Here is a 15,524-nt window from a genome sequence, read left to right as displayed (position 1 = left end):
CGCGCACGCATGAATTGCAGACGTAACGGGGCTTTGCGAAGCGACCCCAGAGACAACAGAGAAAGGCCCTGCATGCCCGGATATTCCGACCCCGGTTTCGACACCCTCGCGCTGCACGCCGGCGCCTCGCCCGACCCCGCCACCGGCGCGCGGGCGGTGCCGATCCACTTGACCACCTCCTTCGTCTTCGAGTCCAGCGACCACGCCGCCGCGCTGTTCAACCTGGAGCGCGCGGGCCACGTGTACTCGCGCATCAGCAACCCGACAAACGCGGTGCTGGAGCAGCGCGTGTCGGCGCTCGAAGGCGGCATCGGCGCCATCGCCACGGCCAGCGGCCAGGCCGCGCTGCACCTGTCGGTGGCCACGCTGATGGGCGCGGGCTCGCACATCGTGGCGAGCACGGCGCTGTACGGCGGCTCGCAGAACCTGCTGCACTACACGATGCGCCGCTTCGGCATCGACACCACCTTCGTGAAGCCCGGCGACTTCGACGGCTGGCGCGCCGCGGTACGCCCCAACACCAAGCTCTTCTTCGGCGAGACCGTGGGCAACCCCGGCCTGGACGTGCTCGACATTCCCGCCGTGAGCGACATCGCGCACGAAGCCGGCGTGCCGCTGCTGGTGGACTCGACCCTCACCTCGCCCTACCTGATCAAGCCCTTCGACTGGGGCGCCGACCTGGTCTATCACTCGGCCACCAAGTTCCTGTCGGGCCACGGCACGGTCATCGGCGGCGTGGTGGTCGACGGCGGCAGCTTCGACTGGGAAAAGGCATCACGAAACGCTGCCGATGGCAGCGCGGGCAAATTCGCCGAGCTGACCCAGGCCTACGACGGCTTCCACAACATGGTGTTCAGCGAAGAAAGCACGGTCGGCGCCTTTCTGCTGCGCGCCCGCCGCGAGGGTCTGCGCGACTTCGGCGCGTCGATGAGCCCGCACACGGCCTGGCTGATCCTGCAGGGCATCGAGACGCTGCCGCTGCGCATGGAGCGCCACATCGACAACACGCAGAAGGTGGTCGAGTTCCTGGCCGCGCACCCGTTCGTGTCGCGCGTGGGGCATCCGCTGATCGAATCGCATCCGAGCCACGCGCTCGCGAAGAAGCTGCTGCGCCACGGCGCGCGCGGCGCGGGCGCGGTGTTCAGCTTCGACATCAAGGGCAGCCGCGCGCAGGGCAAGGCCTTCATCGAGGCGCTGAAGCTGTTCAGCCACCTGGCCAACGTGGGCGACTGCCGCAGCCTGGTGATCCACCCCGCGAGCACCACGCACTTCCGCATGACCGACGAGGCGCTGGCCGGCGCGGGCATCTCGCAGGGCACCATTCGCCTGTCGATCGGGCTGGAAGACCCGGCCGACCTGATCGACGACCTGAAGCGTGCGCTGAAGGCCGCGGAAAAGGTGGGCGCCTGACATGAACTACACCGTCAACGGCCACACCACCTACTGCTACACCGCCGGCAAGCCCCTCGATGCAGCCAAGCCCACCGTGGTGTTCATCCACGGCGTGCTGAACGACCACAGCGTGTGGATCCTGCAGAGCCGCTGGTTCGCCAACCACGGCTGGAACGTGCTCGCGGTCGACCTGCCCGGCCACTGCAAGAGCGAAGGCCCGCCGCCCGCCAGCGTGGAAGACGCGGCGCAGTTCGTCATTGCACTGCTCGATGCCGCCGGTGTCGACAAGGCCACGCTCATCGGTCACAGCTTCGGCTCGCTCATTGCGCTGGAAGCCGCCGCGCGCGCGCCCGGGCGCATCACGCACCTGGCGATGGTCGGCACCGCCTACCCCATGGCGGTGTCGCCCGCGCTGCTCGACGGCGCGCTCAACGATCCGCAAAGCGCCATTGCCATGGTCAATACCTTCTCGCACTCGATGATGGCGCCGCCCCCCTCCTCGCTCGGCCCTGGCACGTGGCTGTACGGCAGCTCGCGCGCGCTCATGCGCCGCGTGCTCGCGAGCAACCGCGAGGCCAATGTGTTCCACATCGGCTTCAAGGCCTGCAACGACTACGCCAACGGCGAAGTGGCGATGGAGAAGGTGCAGTGCCCGGTGCTGTTTTTGCTCGGCGACGCCGACCAGATGACACCGCCGCGCGCCACCAGATTGCTGGTGGGCAAGGCTCGCAACGCCAAGGTGGTGACGGTGCAGGCCGGCCATTCGCTGATGAGCGAGGCGCCCGACGCGGTGCTGTTCGCGCTTCGCGACTTCGTCGCCGCGTGATGGCTCAGTCCACCGAGATGCCCGCGCGCGCAGCCTGGATGCGGTAGCGCGCAATCTCGGTTTCCGTTTCCTTGCGGAAGGCTGCCGCGCCGAGCGCCACCGGCTCCATGCCTTGGGCGCGCAGCGCCGCCTGCACAGCGGGGTCGCCCATGGCGGCCGTGACCGCACTCGACAGGGTTTCCAGCACCGGCGCAGGCGTTCGGCCCGGCGCGGCCAAGCCGAACCACGCCTCGAACGTGGCTTCGCGCAGGCCCTGCTCCGCCAGCGTGGGCACCCATGGCAACGCCGCGGATCGCCCGGCGCCCAGCACGGCGACGGCGCGCAGCTTGCCCGCGGCGACCTGCGGCGCCAGCGCGCCGGCCACCTCGATGCCCAGTTCGACATCGCCGCTGTTCAGCGCCACCAGCAGCTGGCCGGTGGTGCGGTACGGAATGGGCTGCAGCTGCACGCCCGCGGCCAGCGCAAACATCTCGCCGGCCAGGTGCGGGCCCGAACCCGCGCCGAAGGTGCCGTAGCGGACGCCTCCCGGGCTGGCCCTGGCGGCCGCGATCACCTCGCGCAGCGAGTGCCACGGCGTGCCCTGGCCCACGACCAGCGCCAGCGAAGTGCGCGCCACGATGGCGATGGGCGCCAGGTCGCGCGCCGGGTCGTACGGCAGCGTCTTGCGCACCGCCGGGTTCACGCTGAAGCTGGTGGAGCCCGACAACAGCAGCGTGTAGCCGTCCGGCGCGGCCCGCACCACCTGCCGGGTGCCCACCACCGTCGCGGCGCCCGGCCTGTTGTCGACGATGACTGGCTGGCCGAGCCGCTGCGACAGGCTCTGCCCCAGCACACGGGCCACCATGTCGCTGCCACCGCCCGCCGAGAACGGCACCACCACGCGGATGGGTCGTTGCGGCCAGTCGGCCTGCGAGGGCGCCGACGACTGCGCGCCCGACGCCGCCGTGATGCACAGGAGCAAAGCGGGCAGCACGGCATGGAAAGCGCGAAAGAAGCAGGGAGCGATCTGTTTCATGACATCGGCATCGGGCCGGACAACCGGCCGCGGGCACTGCCGTGGCGGCAATGAACGACGTTCCAGTTTGCCCGATGCGTCCGGCCTTCGCGGTCACGGGGTCCGCGCTCGCATGCCCTTGCTACTCGGCGGCAATGCCCGCCCGGTGCGCCAGCGCACGGTAACGCGAGATCTCGCCCTCCATCTGCGTGCGGAAGGCCGCCGCGCCGATGGCCACCGGCTCCATGCCCTGCGCGCGCAGCTGCGCCTGCAGCGCGGGGCTGCCCATGGTCGCGGTGGCGGCGCGGGTGAGCTTGTCGATCACCGGTGCGGGGGTGCGCGCCGGCGCGGCAAAGCCGTACCAGGCGTCGAAGGTGGCGTCGGGCAGGCCCTGCTCGGCCAGCGTGCGCACCTCGGGCAGCATGCTGGAGCGCGTGGCGCCCACGATGCCCAGCGCGCGCAGCTTGCCCGAACGCACATGCGGCGCCACCGAGGCCACGGTGTCGATGCCCACCTCGATCTCGCCGCCGATCACGGCCATCGCGCCTTGGCTGCTGCCCTTGTACGGAATGTCCTGCAGCTGGATGCCGGCGGCCAGTGCCAGCAGCTCGCCCGCCAAGTGCGGGCCCGAGCCCGAGCCGAAGGTGGCGTAGCGGATGCTTTTCGGCTTGGCCTTGGCGGCAGCGACGAGCTCGGCCACCGAATGCCACGGCGTGCCCTTGCCCACCACCAGCACCAGCGGCGTGCGCGCCACGATGGCGATGGGCGCCAGGTCGCGCACCGGGTCGTAGGGCAGCTTCGCGCGCAGCGCCGGGTTCACGCTGTAGCTGGTCGAGCCGGAGAGCAGCAACGTGTAGCCGTCGGGCGCGGCCTTGGCCACGGCGTCGGTGCCGATGATGGTGGCGGCGCCGGGCTTGTTGTCGATCACGATGGGTTGGCCCAGGCGCTCCGACAGGGTCTGCCCCATCGCACGCGCCACGATGTCGGTGCCGCCGCCCGGCGGAAACGGCACGACGAGCTTGATGGCGCGCTCGGGCCAGGCGTCTTGCGCGAACGCGGGGGCGTGCGCGCCCAGGACGGCGCAGGCGCCGAGCAGCAGGCCGAACGTGCGGCGGGAGACGAAGGATTTCATGGGCGTGTGCGTGTCAGGAGGTTGAAGAAGCGGAAGCGGTCGTCGAGATTCGTCCGGCGGCCCACGGCGCAAGGCCGGGCTCACCCAGGTCCCAGTACAGGCCGGCCATGATCCGCAGGCCCTCGCGCGCCAGCGGCGCGAGCAGGTGCTCGTTGGGCGCGTGCTGCGCGCAGGCAGGGTACGAATGCGGCACCCACAGGGTCGGCAGGCCCAGCACGTCGGCGAACACATCGTTGGGCAACGAGCCCGCGAGGTTGGGCAGCAGGTCGAGCCGCTGACCGCTGCTCTGTTCGATGGACCGGCGCGCCCAGCCGACCCAGGGGTTCTGCACATCGAGCCGCGTGGCCGCCCCGGTCAGCGTGACGGCCACCTCGACCTGCCCGAAGCCGTGCGCATCGAGGTGCGCGCGCACGATCTGCTGCAGGTCTTGCCACGGCGTGCCGACCACGAAGCGCAACTGGCAATGCGCCACGGCCTCCGAAGGAATGGCGTTGACCGGCCGCGTGGCCGAACCGGCGCCGAGCGCCAGCACCTCGATGGTGTTCCACGCCACCAGCCGCTCGGCCGGGCTCAGGCCGGGTTCGCCCCAGCCCTCGTCGACCGCGGGGTCGTCCGCGCCGCCGCCGATGGCGATGTCGGCCAGCGCGTCCCGCACGGCCTGCGTGACCGGCGGCGGGCGCAGGGCGTCGACAAGGATGCGGCCGTGCGCGTCCACCAGCGAGGCCACCGCGTGGCTGATCACCGTGCCCGGGTTGGCCAGCACACCGCCCCAGTTGCCCGAGTGGTAGGCGCGCGGCCGGGCGCGCAGCCGAAGGCTGAAGTTGACCGCGCCGCGCGAGCCCAGGAACAGCGTGGGCCGCTCGGCGCTCACGCGCGGGCCGTCGCTGGCGAGGAACAGGTCGGCGCGCAGCTTGTCGCGCTCCTGCGCGCACACCGCATGCAGGCCGGGCGAGGCGGCCTCTTCGCCCATTTCGACGAGCCACGTCATGTTGTAGCCCAGGCGTCCGCCGCGCGCCTCGATGGCGGCGGCCAGCCCGCCCAGGTTGATGCTGTGCTGACCCTTGTTGTCGGCCGTGCCCCGCCCGTACCAGCGCTCGCCGCGCACGGTGAGCGCCCACGGTGCCAGGCCCTCGTCCCACTGGGCGTCCTGCCCGCTCACGACGTCGCCATGGCCGTAGGTCATGACCGTGGGCAGCGCCGGGTCTTCGACGCGGCGCGCGATGAGGAAGGGGCCACCGCCGGGCACCGGGTTGGCAACGACCTCGCCAGTGAAGCCCAGCGCCGCGAGCGGCGGCATCAGCTCTTCGCGCAGGTAGGCCTCGAGCGCGGGTGTGGCGGCGCCGGTGTCGCTTTCGGTGCGAAAGGCGATGCGGCGCTGAAGGTCGGCGAAGAAGCCGCCACCGTCGAAATAGGCCGTGGCAGCGGCCAGGCTGTGGGTGCGTTGCATGAAGGGTGTCCTTGTCTGTCTGTCGGGTGCAGCAAGTACAAGGCCTGAAGGCCGATGCTTCCAGCATCGTTTTGGCAAGCTACCATTGCTTTCAAGGCAACACCCATCCCAAGCGCATGACACTCCCGCTTCTCAGCATCCCGATGCGCCACTTCCTCGAAGTGGCGCGCAGCGGTTCGGTCAACCAGGCGGCGGCGAGGCTGTTCGTGGCGTCGTCGGCGGTCAGCCGGCAAATCGCCAAGCTCGAAGACAGCCTGGGCACGCCGCTGTTCGAGCGGCATGCGCGCGGCATGGCGCTCACGGCCGCGGGCGAGCGGCTGGCGGCCCACCTGCGCAATGCGCAGCTCGACATCGAGCAGGTGGTCGAGCAGGTGCGCGACCTGGGCGGGCATGGCGCACGGCGCATTCGCATGGCCTGCACCGAAGGCTTCGCGGGGCACTTCATGCCGCTGGTGATGCGCAGCTTCGAACAGGCGCACCCGGGCTGCCAGCTCGAGCTGCACGTGGGCTCGCCCGACGGCGTGAGCGCACTGCTGGCGCGCGGCGAAACCGACATCGCGCTGAAGTACGTGGTGGCGCCGGAGCCCGGCCTGGCGGTTGCGCACACGGCCACCGCGCCGGTGTATGCCGTGCTGCGGCCCGACCATCCGCTGGCGCGCCAGCGCGTGGTGTCGGTGGCCGACGCGGTGCGCTACCCGCTGGCCGTGGGCGACAAGGGCGTTACCGCGCGCCAGCTGTTCGACCAGGCCTGCAGCCTGCAGGGGCTGCGGTACCACGCGATCTTCGTGAGCAACTTTTCGTCGGTGCTGCTGCCGCTGCTGCGCACGCCCGACGTGATGCTGTCGGGCCATCTCACGGTGATGCACCTGATCGAAGCGGGCACGGTGGTGGCGCGGCCCTTTGCCGAGGCGCCGCTGCAGCAGCGCCAGTTGCAGGTGCTGGCGCTCGAAGGCCGCACGCTGCCGCCGCTGGCGCAAGCGTTCGTGAAGCACCTGGTAGGTGCCATGGCCAGCGCAGGCCGGCGCAAGCTGGGGCGGGCGCGCGCCGACGCCTGAACCCCGCGATGAAAAAGCTCAGCCCAGCGCGTTGATGTCCGCCGGGTCGAGCAGCTTTTTCGGCGCGCCGTTGCGCGCCACGGCCAGCATGGCGCGGCCGACCTTCTCGGTGGTCGTCACCTTGTTCGGCCAGAGCCGGTACGCCAGGCTCAGCAGGGGCGACAGCACGACGTAGATGCCGTCGTACAGCGGCGTCTTGGAGCGCACGCCGTGCAGCGGCTGGATGACGCCGGGGCGGAACATGTACGCCCCCTTGAACGGCAGGCGCAGCAAGGCGTTTTCGGTCGCGCCCTTCACGCGCGCCCACATGCTGCTGCCGCGCTCGCTGCTGTCGGTGCCGGCGCCCGTCACGTAGGTGAAGGTCATGCCCGGGTTGAGCCGCGCGAGCACGGTGGCGGCGGCCAGCGTCAGGTCGTAGGTGATGCGCTTGTACGCGGGCTCCTTCATGCCGACCGAGGACACGCCCAGGCAGAAGAAGCAGGCGTCGAAGCCCTGCAACTGCGGCTCGACGGCGCTGTAGTCGTCCATGTCCTTGTGCACCAGGTCGCGCAGCCTGGCGTGTTGCTGCCCCGTGCCGTTGCGCCCGACCGCGACCACGCTCTGCACATCGGGTGCCAGCAGGCACTCGCGCAGCACGCCCTGCCCCACCATGCCGGTGGCGCCAAAAATCAGGATCTTCATGAAGGGTCCGCCGCGAGAGGTGAGAGGAAGGAAAGGAAAAGGGTCAGACCGTGAAGACGGCCGGCTTCTTGTTCAGCACCGCCAGCAGCAGGTCGACGTCGAGGCTCGATGGCTTCGGCGGCTGCAGCGCCGACAGCATGCGCGAGAGCGTTTCCGCGTGCGGCAGCAGCGGGCCGAGAAAGCGGGTGCCGTCGGCGCCCGCGACCAGCAGGGTCGGGAAGGTCTCGACGTCGAAGGCGTCGGCGATGTCGGCATGGTCTTCGATGTCGACCCACGCGAAGCGCAGTTGCGGATGCGCGCGCGCCACCTGTTCGAGCAGCGGCCGGTAGTCGCGGCAACTGCCGCACCATTCGGCGCACAGGCACACGACCCACAGCGCATCGCCGGCGGGGTCGGCGGATGCCGGGGCGTTGGGGGTGCTTGAAAGAGCGCTCAAGGTCGATGCGTCCAGGGAGTGATGGAAGGGCCGGATGGTGCCGGCGCGAGGTCGTGGCTATTATGGACAAGGCCCCCGCCGCGGGGGCTCCAGGTCACAGGAGACTCGCACGATGAACACCACGACCGCCCCCGAATCTGCAGTCGATCCGCGCCGTTTCAAGCGCTTTGCCGAGTTCTATCCGTTCTACCTGACCGAGCACGCCAACCGCACCTGCAGGCGGCTGCACTTCGCGGGCTCGACGATTTCGCTGCTGTGCCTGCTGGCACTGGTGGTCACGCTCAACCCGTGGTGGCTGCTGGCCGCCCTGGTGGCGGGCTACGGCTTTGCCTGGGTCGGGCACTTCGGGTTCGAGAAAAACCGGCCGGCGTCCTTCAAGCGGCCGCTGTACAGCTTCATGGGCGACTGGGCGATGTACCGCGACATCTGGCTGGGCCGCGTGAAGATCTGAGTGCTACTAGATCAATAGCACGTCACCCAGTCGCAACGTGCGTAACGGGCCTTTTTGCCACAGATCTTCGAGTGGTTCGGCGCGCGGCATCATCAGTTCCCTGAGCAGCGGTTCGATGGAAGTGGACGGATCGGCCAGCAGCACGTAGCGCGGGTCCCGGCCTTCGGGTTCTTCGGCCAGCGGCGCGATCCAGTCGAGCGCCACCAGCGTCTCCAGCACCGGCGCCAGCTGCAGCGCGTCGACCCGCATGTGCGTCACCAGCTCGGCCGCGCCCATGCCCTTGGCCGGCGTGGCCCGCGCGCGCGCCAGGTGCTGCAGCGATTCCATCGCCAGCTGAAGCGGCCAGCCCGCCGTGCCGCCGCGGCGCGCCACGCCCGTCAGCAGGCTCGGCAGGTAGGCGGCGATGACCGCGCCCAGCAGCACGATCACCCAGGCCACGTAGATCCACACCAGAAGAATCGGAAAGGTGGCGAAGGCGCCGTACACCACCGAGTAGGTAGGCACCAGGCTCAGGTAGTACCCCAGCACGCGCTTGGCGATCTCGATGGACGCGGCCACGAAGAGGCCGCCCGCCCAGGCGTGCGACCAGCGCACGTGGGTGTTGGGCACGTAGTGGTACAGCGCGGCCATGCCGGCGCCCAGCAGCAAAAATTCGAGGCTGTCGAAGGCCAGCTTGACCATGGCACCGCCCACCACGTCGCGCGACGCCGCGAACACGTACGAGGTGGTCGACAGGCTCACCGCCAGGATCAGCGGGCCCAGCGTGATGGTGGCCCAGTAGATCAGCACCCGCTGCGCGAACGGCCGCGGCGTGCGCACGCGCCAGATGTTGTTGAGCGTCTTGTCGATCGTGAGGATCAGCGCAATGGCGGTGATCAGCAGCACGATCAGGCCCGCGATGCCCAGCCCGCTGGCCTTGCTCGCGAACTGGTTCAGGTAGCCGAGCACCTGGCGCGAGATGTTCTCGGGAATCAGGCTCTCGACCAGCCAGCGCTGCAGCCGGCCCTGCATCTTGGCGAACATCGGGAACACGGTGAACAGCGCCAGCGCCACCGTGAAGAACGGCACCATCGCGATGGTGGTGGTGAAGGTCAGGCTGCTGGCCGTGAGGCCGAGCTTGTCTTCGCGAAAACGCTCGCCCAGCACCGCCGCGGTGTTGCGCCAGGGAAAGCGAGAAAGATCCCTCCAGAGTTGCCTGCGATTCATGGCGGCTATCATGCCATCCGCTCTTTTCCATCGCGTCCGCCACCGACCGCGCGCCCCCTTCTTTCCTGCCGCCCCGACGTGTACGCCCCAACGCTCCCACCCTCCTCCGTTCGCGCGACCCGCTGGGCCGCCGTGGGCAGCCTCGTCGGCCTCATCGTGCTGGGCCTGGCCTGGGAGCTGTGGCTGGCGCCCTTGCGCCCGGGCGGCTCGCTGCTGGCGCTGAAGGTGCTGCCGCTGGTCGTTCCGCTGGCGGGTCTGTACAAGAACCGCATGTACACCTACCGCTGGGTCAGCCTGATGGTCTGGCTCTATTTCACCGAAGGCGTGGTGCGCGCCTGGAGCGACACCCGCGGCGTGAGCCAGGTGCTCGCACTCGTCGAGGTGCTGCTGTGCCTCGTGCTGTTCGCGGCCTGCGCCTGGCACGTGCGGCTGCGCCTGCGCCACGCCAAGACCGCCGCTGCCGCTGCTGCCGCTGCTGCCGCTGCCCGCCCCCTGGAGGCTTCCGCCCAATGACCACTGCATCCCTGATCGAACAACTGCGCGCCATCGTCGGCGCCGCGAACGTGCTCCACGAGGGCGACCTCACTGCCTACGAACAGGACTGGCGCAAGCGCGCGCGCGGCAAGTCGCTGGCCGTGGTGCGGCCCGCCACCACGCAGCAGGTGGCCGACGTGGTGAAGGCCTGCGCCGCGGCCGGCACGGCCGTCGTTCCGCAGGGCGGCAACACCGGCCTGGCGGTGGGCTCCATTCCCGACGAGAGCGGCACGCAGGTGGTGCTGAGCCTGCAGCGCATGAACGCCATTCGCACCATCGACGGCGCCAACCTCACCATGACGGTGGAGGCCGGCTGCATCCTGCAGACGCTGCAGGAGGCGGCCGAGAAAGCCGGCTTCCTGTTCCCGCTGAGCCTGGCGGCCGAAGGCAGCTGCACCATCGGCGGCAACCTGGCGACCAACGCGGGCGGCACGCAGGTGGTGCGCTACGGCAACACGCGCGACCTGTGCCTGGGCCTGGAAGTGGTCACGCCGCAGGGCGACATCTGGGAAGGCACCAGCGGCCTGCGCAAGGACAACACCGGCTACGACCTGCGCGACCTGATCGTGGGCAGCGAAGGCACGCTGGGCGTCATCACCGCCGCCACCATGAAGCTCTACCCGCTGCCGGCCGCGCAACTCACTGCCTGGGCCGCCGTGCCTTCGCTGGACCACGCGGTCACGCTGCTGGGCCTGGCGCACAAGCACCTGGGCTCGGGCCTCACCGGCTTCGAGGTGATGGGCAAGTTCGCGCTGAGCCTGGTCGACAAGCACATGCCGCAGCTGCGCGTGCCCTTCATCGCCGACGAGGCGGTGCCTTACTGCGTGCTGCTGGAGAACTCCGACAGCGAATCCGAAGACCACGCCCGCGCGCGCTTCGAGGCGCTGCTGGAGACCGCCTTCGAAGACGGCTGCGTGAGCGACGCGGTGGTGGCCGAGAACCTCACGCAGGCGCACCAGCTGTGGCACATCCGCGAGAGCATTCCGCTGGCGCAGGCCGAAGAGGGCCTGAACATCAAGCACGACATCTCGATTCCGGTGTCGCGCATTCCGGCCTTCGTGGCCGAGACCGACGCGCTGCTGCAGCGCGAGATCGCCGGCGTGCGGCTGGTGAACTTCGGCCACCTGGGCGACGGCAACCTGCACTACAACGTGCAGGCGCCGGAGAACATCGACACCAAGGCCTTCCTGAAGAACGAGGAAGAGCGCATCAACACGCTGGTGTACGACGCGGTCGAGAAATTCGGCGGCTCGTTCTCGGCCGAGCACGGCGTGGGTTCGCTCAAGGTCGACAAGCTGGAAAAGCACAAGTCGCCGGTGGCGCTGGAGATGATGCGGGCCATCAAGCGCGGGCTGGACCCGAAGAACACGCTGAACCCGGGGCGCGTGATCCGGGTCTAGGGTCTGCTGCATTGCTCCCTCCCCTTCCGGGGGAGGGCTGGGGTGGGGGCACGCGGCGTATCCATTGCCGCTGGCCCATCCACCGCCGCTTGCCCCCATCCCAACCTTCCCCCGGAAGGGGAAGGAGCAAGACAATACCACTCAGCCGGGAAAGTCTTCGCCCCGCAACTCGATCGGCTGCCCATGCGGCGTGCGGTCCGCCGCATGGTCCCAGGCATGCCGGTAGCGGGCGAGTTCGTCGCCCGAGCTCGCGCCCTTGCGCGCCACCAGCGTCTCCAGCGCCGCCAGCCAATGCCGGTAGTAGGTCTCGCCCGTGTCCGGATCGCCCGCGGCCTGCGCGGCGGCGATTTGCGCGGCCAGCGTCTGTGCCCACTCGGGCCAGGTGAACAGCCCGCGTTCGTGCAGCGCCAGCGTCATCGCGAAGGCCTGCGCTTCCCATGGCGCGCCGAAGACGGGCCCGTCGGCATCGCACGGCATGCCGGGCGACAGGGGCAGGCGGTCGCCGTTCACGCGACGGCCTCCAGGTAGCTTTCCCACGCATCGACCGACACCGAGAGGTTCTGGCGCGGCACCGTGTCGCCCCAGAGCTCGGCCTCGCCGAAGGCCACCGTGTAGAGCCACTGCGGCTGCTCGCCGAGCCCCTGTGCATTGGCGTCGGCGAACACGTGCGCGCCGTGCACATGCATGACGGTGCCGCGCTTGCCCTGCACGTAGGCGGGCAGCCGCGTGTGATGGTCGACCTTGCCGAGGTGTGTGCGCACCGCTTGACCGACGGCGAAGCGTGCCGGACCCGGCGCGGGGCGCTGCGTCGGCGAGCCTTTCGCCAGCACGGCCGGCACGTGGGCCGCCTGCAGCACGCGTGCGACAGGCGCGGGCACGTGGCGCATCTCGCCACTGGCAACCTCGTCCGCGAAGACCTGCCCGCGCTGCAGCATCAGCTGCTCGAGCGCGCCGAGCCAGATCTGGTAGTAGCTCAGGTCGCGGTAGTCGGGCAGCGTCTCGCGCACGGCGCGGCTCGCATCGATGTTCCATGACCCCGTGGCACCCATGGCCAGCACGAGCGCCAGCACGCGCGGCTCCCAGCCCGCATGGAACAGCTCGCCTTCGGGCTCCGGCACCACCTTGCCGAAACCGGGTTGGCCGCCAAGGTCGGCCTTGGTGTCGTAGCTCATGCAGGGCTCCCCTGTTTCGCGGGAGCCTGCGCCAGCCGCGTGCCGATCATCGAATCGCGCGAGACCAGCGCGGCAAGCGCGTCTTCGTCCAGTCCCTCGGTGCCTGCGGGCCGCTGCGGAATCACGAGGTAGCGCACCTCGGCGGTCGAGTCCCACACGCGGATGCGCGTGGCCTCGGGCAGCGTCACGCCGAAGTCGGCGAGCACGCCACGCGGGTCTTTCACCACGCGCGAGCGGTAGGGCGCGCTCTTGTACCAGGTGGGCGGCAGGCCCAGCACCGGCCAGGGGTAGCAACTGCACAGGGTGCACACGACCATGTGGTGCAGCGCGTCGGTGTTCTCCACCGCTACCATGTGCTCGCCTTGGCGGCCCGTGTAGCCGAGCGAGGCGATGGCCGCGGTGGCGTCGGCCAGCAGCCATGTGCGAAACGCCGGATCGACCCAGGCCCGCGCCACCACGCGCGCACCGTTGCGCGGACCGATGCGGGTCTGGTAGGTATCGATCAGCGCGTCCAGCGCGGCGGGGTCGACGTAGCCCTTTTGCGTCAGCACGCTCTCCAGCGCGCGCACGCGCAGGTCCATTTCGCCGAGTTCGCTGTGGCCATGGCCAGAGTCGTGGTCATGGTCGGTGTGGGGGTGGTCTGCGCTCATCCGGCCATGCTACGCCGACGCACTTAAAATTCGAAGGCCCCGCCCGAAGCCTCCCAAGCCCCCTTCTGCCATGACCTCCACGCCGTCCACGCCCGCCCGCCCCGTCCGCTCCCAGTACGAAGACTTCATGCGCCACGTCGACACCCACGGCGTGTTCAAGAGCGACCGCACCGGCACCGGCACCAAGAGCGTGTTCGGCCACCAGATGCGCTTCGACCTGAACGAGGGCTTTCCGCTGGTCACCACGAAGAAGGTGCACCTGAAGTCCATCATCCAGGAACTGCTGTGGTTCCTGACCGGCTCCAGCAACAACAACTGGCTGAAGGAACGCGGCGTCAGCATCTGGAACGAATGGGCGCGCGAAGACGGCGACCTGGGCCCCGTGTACGGCGTGCAGTGGCGCAGCTGGCCCACGCCCGACGGCGGGCACATCGACCAGATTTCCGAGGTCATCAAGACGCTGAAGAGCAACCCCGATTCGCGCCGCATCATCGTGAGCGCATGGAACGTGGCCGAGCTGTCGAAGATGGCGCTGATGCCCTGCCACGCCTTCTTCCAGTTCTACGTGGCGCCGCCGCAGGCCGAGGGCGAACGCGGCAAGCTGAGCTGCCAGCTCTACCAGCGCAGCGCCGACATCTTTCTGGGCGTGCCCTTCAACATCGCGAGCTACGCGCTGCTCACGCACATGGTGGCGCAGCAGTGCGACCTGGACGTGGGCGACTTCGTGTGGACCGGCGGCGACTGCCACATCTACAGCAACCACGCCGAGCAGGTGGCGCTGCAACTGAGCCGCACGCCCTACCCGTACCCCACGCTGAACATCAAGCGCAAGCCCGCGTCGATCTTCGACTACCAGTACGAAGACTTCGAGGTGCTCGACTACCAGCACGGCGACGCCATCAAGGCCCCCGTGGCGGTGTGAGCGGAGCCCCTGCATGAGCACGCCGCGCATCAACCTCATCTTCGCCCGCGCCGCCAACGGCGTCATCGGCGCGGACAACACCATCCCCTGGCACCTGCCCGAGGACATGGCGCACTTCAAGCAGCAGACGGCCGGCGCACCCGTGGTCATGGGCCGCAAGACTTGGGACTCGCTGCCGCCGCGCTTTCGCCCGCTGCCGGGCCGGCAGAACATCGTGGTCACGCGCCAGGCCGACTGGCAGGCCGACGGCGCGCAGCGCGTGGGCAGCCTGCAGGAGGCCTTCGCGCTGTGCGAGCAGCAGCAACAGCCCGCGGACGTGTGGGTCATCGGCGGCGCGCAGATCTACGCCGAGGCCGAGCCCCTCGCGCACCGCGCGGTCGTGACCGAGCTTGCGCGCGACTACGAAGGCGATGCCCACGCACCCACGCTCGATGCCACCGTGTGGCGCGAAACGCAGCGCGAGTCGCATGTCTCCGCAAAGGAAGGCCAGGCCTTCAGCTTCGTCACGTACGAGCGGGTCGCCTCCCCCCGCCGATGAGCGACGACGGCGCCCGACGAAGAGGCGCTCTTCATGACCGGCACGGCGCGCCCCACCACCGATGGCCGGCTCGAGGTAGACATCCACGGGTGTTCGACGGCATCGACCCGGTGCACCGGCACATCGTGATGCCCGACACCACCGCGTGGCCGGCGCAGTCCCGAAACTAGGTCTTCGGTACACGCGCAAAGGCCTGCGCGCCGCAGGGGTTACGCCGCGTTTGGACAGTGCTAATTGTTTGTGCGCACAATGTCCTGCACGCCCTCAACCCCAAGGAGAAGGCTCATGTCCATGGAATTTCTTCGGGTGCTCTCCGAGCAGAAATTGCCACACGTGATTCACACGCCGGCAGACATCGACAGGCTGCGCGTGCTGCGTGCGGCAGAGTTGGTGACAGCCTTCATTCCACCGTCGGACCGCGCACCCGGTTCGCGCGCAATCCATCAGCTGGCCCAGGTCGAATCGATCACGGTGAAGGGCCAGCTGGCCCTGAACAAGGCCACCTCGGCGTTCATCGAACTCTGAGACGAACCGCGGGCGCGTTCCGCGCTCTTCGCCGCGCGCTCGGCTGCGCACTTCAGCCCCACATTTCGACCCGCCCGCATCGCCCCGGCCACACGGCCGACGGCCGCGATGCGCGCGCACTCCCCATCCCGCTTTGCACCGTCCGCGCGCTCCTGCGCGCGGC

Annotated in this window: 18 protein-coding genes; 9 read left to right on the top strand and 9 right to left on the bottom strand. The window is 69.6% G+C overall.

The window, feature by feature from the left end; translation table 11 throughout:
* Positions 1–72: 72 nt before the first annotated feature.
* Positions 73–1,410: an O-acetylhomoserine aminocarboxypropyltransferase gene (locus ACSFA5_RS07795; RefSeq protein WP_435443454.1), complete on the top strand. Its 1,338-nt coding sequence runs from the start codon at positions 73–75 to the stop codon at positions 1,408–1,410.
* Position 1,411: 1 nt separating this feature from the next.
* A complete protein-coding gene (locus ACSFA5_RS07790; protein ID WP_435443453.1) occupies positions 1,412–2,218 on the top strand; it encodes an alpha/beta fold hydrolase in 807 nt (268 codons plus the stop codon).
* A gap of 4 nt (positions 2,219–2,222) precedes the next feature.
* On the opposite strand, the gene ACSFA5_RS07785 is transcribed toward ACSFA5_RS07790, so the two are convergent.
* The 3 genes from ACSFA5_RS07785 to ACSFA5_RS07775 form a co-directional block, all read right to left on the bottom strand.
* Positions 2,223–3,233: a Bug family tripartite tricarboxylate transporter substrate binding protein gene (locus tag ACSFA5_RS07785; RefSeq protein ID WP_435443452.1), complete on the bottom strand. Its 1,011-nt coding sequence runs from the start codon at positions 3,231–3,233 to the stop codon at positions 2,223–2,225.
* Positions 3,234–3,354: 121 nt separating this feature from the next.
* A complete protein-coding gene (locus ACSFA5_RS07780; RefSeq protein WP_435443451.1) occupies positions 3,355–4,344 on the bottom strand; it encodes a Bug family tripartite tricarboxylate transporter substrate binding protein in 990 nt (329 codons plus the stop codon).
* A gap of 13 nt (positions 4,345–4,357) precedes the next feature.
* Positions 4,358–5,791 carry a M20 family metallopeptidase gene (locus tag ACSFA5_RS07775; protein WP_435443450.1) on the bottom strand — a complete coding sequence of 478 codons (1,434 nt, stop codon included), beginning with the start codon at positions 5,789–5,791 and terminating at the stop codon, positions 4,358–4,360.
* A 116-nt stretch (positions 5,792–5,907) separates the two neighbouring features.
* Between ACSFA5_RS07775 and ACSFA5_RS07770 the strand changes: the two genes are divergently transcribed.
* Positions 5,908–6,846, top strand: coding sequence for a LysR family transcriptional regulator (locus ACSFA5_RS07770; RefSeq protein ID WP_435443449.1), 939 nt, complete (start codon positions 5,908–5,910; stop codon positions 6,844–6,846).
* Between the two features lie 18 nt (positions 6,847–6,864).
* On the opposite strand, the gene ACSFA5_RS07765 is transcribed toward ACSFA5_RS07770, so the two are convergent.
* Entirely contained in the window at positions 6,865–7,527 is a 663-nt protein-coding gene (locus tag ACSFA5_RS07765; protein WP_435443448.1) for an NAD-dependent epimerase/dehydratase family protein, read from the bottom strand.
* Positions 7,528–7,570: 43 nt separating this feature from the next.
* Complete coding sequence (locus tag ACSFA5_RS07760) at positions 7,571–7,963, bottom strand: thioredoxin family protein (protein WP_435443447.1); 393 nt, start codon at positions 7,961–7,963, stop codon at positions 7,571–7,573.
* A gap of 112 nt (positions 7,964–8,075) precedes the next feature.
* Here ACSFA5_RS07760 and ACSFA5_RS07755 point away from each other — a divergent pair, with 112 nt between their 5' ends.
* Positions 8,076–8,414 (top strand): Mpo1-like protein, encoded by a 339-nt coding sequence (locus ACSFA5_RS07755; protein WP_435443446.1) that lies wholly within the window; start codon positions 8,076–8,078, stop codon positions 8,412–8,414.
* Positions 8,415–8,420: 6 nt separating this feature from the next.
* On the opposite strand, the gene ACSFA5_RS07750 is transcribed toward ACSFA5_RS07755, so the two are convergent.
* Positions 8,421–9,632 (bottom strand): YihY family inner membrane protein, encoded by a 1,212-nt coding sequence (locus ACSFA5_RS07750; RefSeq protein ID WP_435443445.1) that lies wholly within the window; start codon positions 9,630–9,632, stop codon positions 8,421–8,423.
* A 66-nt stretch (positions 9,633–9,698) separates the two neighbouring features.
* Between ACSFA5_RS07750 and ACSFA5_RS07745 the strand changes: the two genes are divergently transcribed.
* Both ACSFA5_RS07745 and ACSFA5_RS07740 read left to right on the top strand, forming a co-directional pair.
* Positions 9,699–10,133, top strand: coding sequence for a DUF2069 domain-containing protein (locus ACSFA5_RS07745; protein ID WP_435443444.1), 435 nt, complete (start codon positions 9,699–9,701; stop codon positions 10,131–10,133).
* Positions 10,130–11,554: an FAD-binding oxidoreductase gene (locus ACSFA5_RS07740; protein ID WP_435443443.1), complete on the top strand. Its 1,425-nt coding sequence runs from the start codon at positions 10,130–10,132 to the stop codon at positions 11,552–11,554. The genes ACSFA5_RS07745 and ACSFA5_RS07740 overlap by 4 nt, the downstream gene beginning before the upstream one ends.
* A gap of 141 nt (positions 11,555–11,695) precedes the next feature.
* Here ACSFA5_RS07740 and ACSFA5_RS07735 read toward each other — a convergent pair whose 3' ends face one another.
* Genes ACSFA5_RS07735 through nthA form a run of 3 tightly spaced genes read right to left on the bottom strand, consistent with a single transcriptional unit; the run spans position 11,696 to position 13,376 of the window.
* Positions 11,696–12,031 (bottom strand): nitrile hydratase accessory protein, encoded by a 336-nt coding sequence (locus ACSFA5_RS07735; protein WP_435444077.1) that lies wholly within the window; start codon positions 12,029–12,031, stop codon positions 11,696–11,698.
* 29 nt (positions 12,032–12,060) lie between these two features.
* Positions 12,061–12,726, bottom strand: coding sequence for a nitrile hydratase subunit beta (gene nthB / locus ACSFA5_RS07730; RefSeq protein ID WP_435443442.1), 666 nt, complete (start codon positions 12,724–12,726; stop codon positions 12,061–12,063).
* Positions 12,723–13,376, bottom strand: coding sequence for a nitrile hydratase subunit alpha (gene nthA / locus ACSFA5_RS07725; RefSeq protein ID WP_435443441.1), 654 nt, complete (start codon positions 13,374–13,376; stop codon positions 12,723–12,725). The genes nthB and nthA overlap by 4 nt, the downstream gene beginning before the upstream one ends.
* 70 nt (positions 13,377–13,446) lie before the next feature.
* On the opposite strand from nthA, the gene ACSFA5_RS07720 reads away from it, so the two are divergent.
* The 3 genes from ACSFA5_RS07720 (at position 13,447) to ACSFA5_RS07710 (ending at position 15,361) form a co-directional block, all read left to right on the top strand.
* On the top strand, positions 13,447–14,298 hold the full coding sequence (locus ACSFA5_RS07720) for a thymidylate synthase (protein ID WP_435443440.1): 852 nt from the start codon (positions 13,447–13,449) through the stop codon (positions 14,296–14,298).
* A 13-nt stretch (positions 14,299–14,311) separates the two neighbouring features.
* On the top strand, positions 14,312–14,836 hold the full coding sequence (locus tag ACSFA5_RS07715) for a dihydrofolate reductase (RefSeq protein ID WP_435443439.1): 525 nt from the start codon (positions 14,312–14,314) through the stop codon (positions 14,834–14,836).
* Between the two features lie 285 nt (positions 14,837–15,121).
* Positions 15,122–15,361: a hypothetical protein gene (locus tag ACSFA5_RS07710; protein WP_435443438.1), complete on the top strand. Its 240-nt coding sequence runs from the start codon at positions 15,122–15,124 to the stop codon at positions 15,359–15,361.
* Positions 15,362–15,524 lie beyond the last annotated feature (163 nt).

It is taken from the genome of Variovorax monticola, assembly GCF_051216855.1.
Taxonomy (GTDB): Bacteria; Pseudomonadota; Gammaproteobacteria; order Burkholderiales; family Burkholderiaceae_C; genus Variovorax.
The sequence above is the reverse complement of the archived record's forward strand: the minus strand, read 5'-3'. Positions and strand labels throughout refer to the sequence as shown.

Excerpts from the sequence above, each read along its gene's own strand:
- ACSFA5_RS07715 (WP_435443439.1), top strand. The coding sequence starts at position 14,312 with ATGAGCACGCCGCGCATCAACCTCATCTTCGCCCGCGCCGCCAACGGC.
- ACSFA5_RS07735 (WP_435444077.1), bottom strand. The coding sequence starts at position 12,031 with ATGCCGTGCGATGCCGACGGGCCCGTCTTCGGCGCGCCATGGGAAGCG.
- ACSFA5_RS07740 (WP_435443443.1), top strand. The coding sequence starts at position 10,130 with ATGACCACTGCATCCCTGATCGAACAACTGCGCGCCATCGTCGGCGCC.
- ACSFA5_RS07750 (WP_435443445.1), bottom strand. The coding sequence starts at position 9,632 with ATGATAGCCGCCATGAATCGCAGGCAACTCTGGAGGGATCTTTCTCGC.
- ACSFA5_RS07770 (WP_435443449.1), top strand. The coding sequence starts at position 5,908 with ATGACACTCCCGCTTCTCAGCATCCCGATGCGCCACTTCCTCGAAGTG.
- ACSFA5_RS07755 (WP_435443446.1), top strand. The coding sequence starts at position 8,076 with ATGAACACCACGACCGCCCCCGAATCTGCAGTCGATCCGCGCCGTTTC.
- nthA (WP_435443441.1), bottom strand. The coding sequence starts at position 13,376 with ATGAGCGCAGACCACCCCCACACCGACCATGACCACGACTCTGGCCAT.
- ACSFA5_RS07765 (WP_435443448.1), bottom strand. The coding sequence starts at position 7,527 with ATGAAGATCCTGATTTTTGGCGCCACCGGCATGGTGGGGCAGGGCGTG.
- ACSFA5_RS07785 (WP_435443452.1), bottom strand. The coding sequence starts at position 3,233 with ATGAAACAGATCGCTCCCTGCTTCTTTCGCGCTTTCCATGCCGTGCTG.
- ACSFA5_RS07710 (WP_435443438.1), top strand. The coding sequence starts at position 15,122 with ATGTCCATGGAATTTCTTCGGGTGCTCTCCGAGCAGAAATTGCCACAC.
- ACSFA5_RS07790 (WP_435443453.1), top strand. The coding sequence starts at position 1,412 with ATGAACTACACCGTCAACGGCCACACCACCTACTGCTACACCGCCGGC.
- ACSFA5_RS07780 (WP_435443451.1), bottom strand. The coding sequence starts at position 4,344 with ATGAAATCCTTCGTCTCCCGCCGCACGTTCGGCCTGCTGCTCGGCGCC.
- nthB (WP_435443442.1), bottom strand. The coding sequence starts at position 12,726 with ATGAGCTACGACACCAAGGCCGACCTTGGCGGCCAACCCGGTTTCGGC.
- ACSFA5_RS07775 (WP_435443450.1), bottom strand. The coding sequence starts at position 5,791 with ATGCAACGCACCCACAGCCTGGCCGCTGCCACGGCCTATTTCGACGGT.
- ACSFA5_RS07720 (WP_435443440.1), top strand. The coding sequence starts at position 13,447 with ATGACCTCCACGCCGTCCACGCCCGCCCGCCCCGTCCGCTCCCAGTAC.
- ACSFA5_RS07795 (WP_435443454.1), top strand. The coding sequence starts at position 73 with ATGCCCGGATATTCCGACCCCGGTTTCGACACCCTCGCGCTGCACGCC.